Origin of the sequence: Leifsonia sp. CL147 (assembly GCF_900114565.1) — a bacterium.
In the GTDB taxonomy this organism is placed as follows: Bacteria; Actinomycetota; Actinomycetes; order Actinomycetales; family Microbacteriaceae; genus Leifsonia.
The window spans coordinates 1-3,451 of sequence record NZ_FOTM01000032.1 but is presented as its reverse complement, the minus strand read 5'-3'; the positions used below and the strand labels follow the sequence as shown (position 1 = coordinate 3,451).

Annotated in this window: 4 protein-coding genes; 1 reads left to right on the top strand and 3 read right to left on the bottom strand. The window is 63.1% G+C overall.

Annotation, left to right across the window (positions count from 1 at the left end; all coding sequences use genetic code 11):
- Nucleotides 1-155: 155 nt before the first annotated feature.
- Nucleotides 156-683, top strand: a complete 528-nt coding sequence (locus tag BM287_RS17340) for a hypothetical protein (protein ID WP_139230734.1) — start codon at nt 156-158, stop codon at nt 681-683.
- A gap of 455 nt (nt 684-1,138) precedes the next feature.
- On the opposite strand, the gene BM287_RS17335 is transcribed toward BM287_RS17340, so the two are convergent.
- From BM287_RS17335 to BM287_RS17325, 3 genes are all read right to left on the bottom strand, one after another.
- Nucleotides 1,139-1,489 carry a hypothetical protein gene (locus BM287_RS17335; RefSeq protein ID WP_090042278.1) on the bottom strand — a complete coding sequence of 117 codons (351 nt, stop codon included), beginning with the start codon at nt 1,487-1,489 and terminating at the stop codon, nt 1,139-1,141.
- Nucleotides 1,476-1,763, bottom strand: a complete 288-nt coding sequence (locus BM287_RS17330; RefSeq protein WP_139230733.1) for a hypothetical protein — start codon at nt 1,761-1,763, stop codon at nt 1,476-1,478. The genes BM287_RS17335 and BM287_RS17330 overlap by 14 nt, the downstream gene beginning before the upstream one ends.
- 355 nt (nt 1,764-2,118) lie before the next feature.
- The gene (locus tag BM287_RS17325; protein ID WP_139230732.1) at nt 2,119-3,312 is read right to left on the bottom strand and encodes an RHS repeat-associated core domain-containing protein; all 1,194 of its coding nucleotides are present in this window, start codon (nt 3,310-3,312) and stop codon (nt 2,119-2,121) included.
- Nucleotides 3,313-3,451 lie beyond the last annotated feature (139 nt).

The window sequence follows — 3,451 nt, the reverse complement described above, 5'->3', positions numbered from 1 at the left end:
CCGTTTGACGCCCATCGAGTTCGAGACCATCATGAACAACAACCTGGCCCTCGCGGCCTAAACCGAAACTGTCACCCTCCGCTGCACCAGTCCCGGTTGCTGAAGGTAGCCTGTGACAATGCGGCTCGAACCGCGGTGAACGGGAGTATTCGATGATGGATCGCCAGACCGGCCAGACGAATCCATTCCGCAAGCCCGTGCGGATTGTGGGCGGTTGGCGCGCTGGGTTCGTCGTTGTCTGCTTTTGCATCCTCATGGGTTATTTGTATCTGACCGAATACGTGTTGCCCGCCTTCGTCGATCCGGTCGCCGCCGACCTCGGATCGCTGGCGCTGGCCGTCGGGTTCTGGGTGTGCAGCGCGCGCCTGTTTCGGGGCCACGGCGAACCGGTCGATCCTCCGCGCCCGTGGTGGCAGATGACGCATCGAAGTCCGGCCAGCTGGTTCCTCGCTCTAGTGACGGGGGCGACGTTCGTGTGGGGTGTCGGGCGGGTTGTGACCGGTGGCATCATCGGCCCTGGGGACTCGCTGGCGTGGATTCTCCTGGTAACCCTTCAACTGGTGATAAGCGCCGCCTTGGTTTCGCTGCTAATTAATTCGGCGATCCGCCTCAGCCGTAAGAGCGTCCCGCAGAACCCTTCGAACGCACCTTCAACCCTCGCGAGAACCCAGCCTGACCAGTAGAGACGGTCTAACGTGCGCAACACTGGACCTTCTACGTCTCGTGCAACTCTCGCGAGTTAAACCGACAGGAGCGGGTGTTGGTCAGAACGGGAGTATTTCCGACTCAGCAGGATCTGTTCTCAGCACGTCGGAATCGTGGGCCGCGTTATCGGCCATTCATATAGCGAATGACCGCCTCTGGCCGGCCTCGGCAATCTCCGCCGACTTGTCGTATACCTCGGCCGGATCAAGGAAAACCATGCTCATTCTCGGACTCCCACAGTTCACCGCAGAAGGTTCCGCCCGTTCTCAAGCAGCAACCTCACCCGCTGTCCCAGCTGGCAGCAGCCCCGTCCAGAGAGGCGGCCAACCGTACTCATCGTCCCGTGGTGCGCCTGAGCGCCGCGGCCCGAGGAGGCGTGGGGGAACGTTCCCCCACGAGGTGCCGAAGGCAACTCAGGCCGCCCCGACAGTGGTCAGCTCGCCCGCTTATGCTGCGCCAGCAGTAGGTGCACGCCCTCGCGCACCAGGTCGGCCTCGGTCCGGCCGGTCTCTTCCCGCAGCTGCGCAAGCTCGGCAAAATCCTGTTCGGAGATCCGCGCCCGCACGGTTGGCGACGGGCCGCGCCGGCCGCTGCCCAGCTTCGGCCGACCTGGTGCGATCAGCGCTGCCGCGAGGGCCTCCTCGCTGCCGTACTCGCGCAGCAGCATGGCACGCCCGTATGCGGCGGCCTCTTTTCCGCGCAGCACCTTCTTGGAACCGATCTCAACATTCGGGTCGGTCAGACGCGCCGCTAGCGCGTCGAAGTCAATCTCATCTCCGGCCATCAGGGTTCTCCTCTCGATATCGACGCCATTTCGGTCCCAACGACATTGCATGGAAGATCGAGGCCTCGCGACCCGACTCCGGGAACTCGAGCACCAGGATCTCCAGCTCGCGATCCGTCTGTGCGTGCTCCGGGCCGATATAGACCACGATCTGCCCGCCCACCGGAGCCGGTTCGTCCGTGATGTTCACGTAAGTCGCGTGAATGATCGCGTACGCCTGGTCCCGGCGGGACACGCCGTGCTTGTCACTGGAAGGTTCCCAACGCGGCGGCATACCCCAAGTCTAGCAGATTTGTAGCCGCGTTTTGAAGCGCTAATTTGTAGCTGAGAAGCGAACTATGTCAGGTGTAACCTGTTAGCATATCGCTTTACAGCCTGGGTCGCGGTTATCGACCAGATCGCCGCCGCCGTGCCTCTACTTTCGCCTCGACAACAAAGGCGGCAATTAGAAGGACCAATACACTGGCCCACAAGATCCACAACGATAGCTCGTTGGGCTTTCGGAGGGCAGCCACCAAAAAGATCCCTTGAACCGCGAGGGCCACGATCGTCGACACATATACGATCAGCCCTCGGCGTCTTCTCCGTCGCCCTTCGGGTGTTCCCGGGTCGATCGTCATAGCAGAACGCTACTCAGAAGATTCCGGCAATTCCGTCGGTGAGTGCACCTTCAGGCGATCGGGCGCTGATCTGGCTTGAGCTGTCCCTTCTAGCCTCGCTGTAACGCCGCCACCGATTGCCCCACCGATAGCACCATAGAGAATTCCGATTGGGATTGCAGCAGCTCCACCTGTGGCCGCTATCAGGCCACCACCGATGAGATCGACACCGACTTCAGCGGCCGCACCTATCAGAATGGCACTCGCATCGTCCAAGCGCCCACTCGGGTCGCTCCCGTTGATGGGGTCGCCGCCCGCGAAGGCGTACCGGTTGGCGTTGGCCGGGTCGAGGGGGGCATCCAATGTGTCTTGTTGGGTCCAGGTGCCGGTGGTGGGGTTGTACCAGCGGAGCCCGAACTTGACGAGGCCGGTGGCGCGGTCTTGGATGCCGGCTTTGAACAGGTAGGGGTTTTGGGTGTACCCGTTGCCGGCGCCGCCGGCGGTGAGGTTCGCTGCCCCGTAGGGGTCGTAGGCGAAGGTGAAGGCGTTGGTGGCGAAGTCGGTGAGCAGGCCCACCGGGTTGCCGATGCCGTCCATCACGTAGAGGCAGTCCTGGTCGGAGCTGGTGGAGAGCATGACCGGCTGCCCGGTCTTCGGGTCGGAGAACACGTAAGCCTGACCGGATCCGACCTTGTACTGCTCGATCGTGGGCAACCCGTTCTGACCAGGCCGACCGTAGGTGAGCTTGTAGGTGCTGCCAGAGAACGTCTCCGAGAGCACCTGGTTCTGGCTGGCGCCGGCGTAGGTGTAGGTGGAGGTGACGCTGCCGGTGACGGCTTGGGTCATCTGCTGCGCCCCGTTGTACGTGTAGGTCGCACCTGGTGCGGCGGTGAGGTTTCCGGCGCCGTCGTAGGAGTATCCGGTGGTGGTGATCTGGTTCGCGGCGTTGTAGGTCAGGGTTTGTGAGGAGGGGGTGGCGCCGGTGACTACGGCGGTGAGCCGGTTGCCGCGGGCGTCGTAGGTGTAGTTCCAGGTGTTCGCGGAGCTGCCACCGGATTGGGCGACTGTCTTGATCCGCCCGGAGCCGTCATACGTGTACGCCGTGGTCAGGCCGCCGCTGAGGTTGTCTTTGGGCCATTGCAGCTGCGACCGGTCGGTGCTGCTTGTGGTGGAGCAGGTGGGGGCGGCGGATCCGGAGTTGTAGCAGTAGTCGGTGTTGAACACGGTGGTGATTGTGGTCGGTGCCGGGCCGGTTTGCGCGGTCACGTTGAAGCGCCCCAGGTTTCCTGCCGCTCCTATGCGGGTTGCGGCTCTCGGGTGAGGGTCGCGTAGTGGGCTTGCTCGTACTCGGCAGGTGGGACAT

Coding starts and splice junctions, on each gene's coding strand:
- BM287_RS17335 (WP_090042278.1), bottom strand. CDS start 1,489: ATGGCCGGAGATGAGATTGACTTCGACGCGCTAGCGGCGCGTCTGACC.
- BM287_RS17340 (WP_139230734.1), top strand. CDS start 156: ATGGATCGCCAGACCGGCCAGACGAATCCATTCCGCAAGCCCGTGCGG.
- BM287_RS17330 (WP_139230733.1), bottom strand. CDS start 1,763: ATGCCGCCGCGTTGGGAACCTTCCAGTGACAAGCACGGCGTGTCCCGC.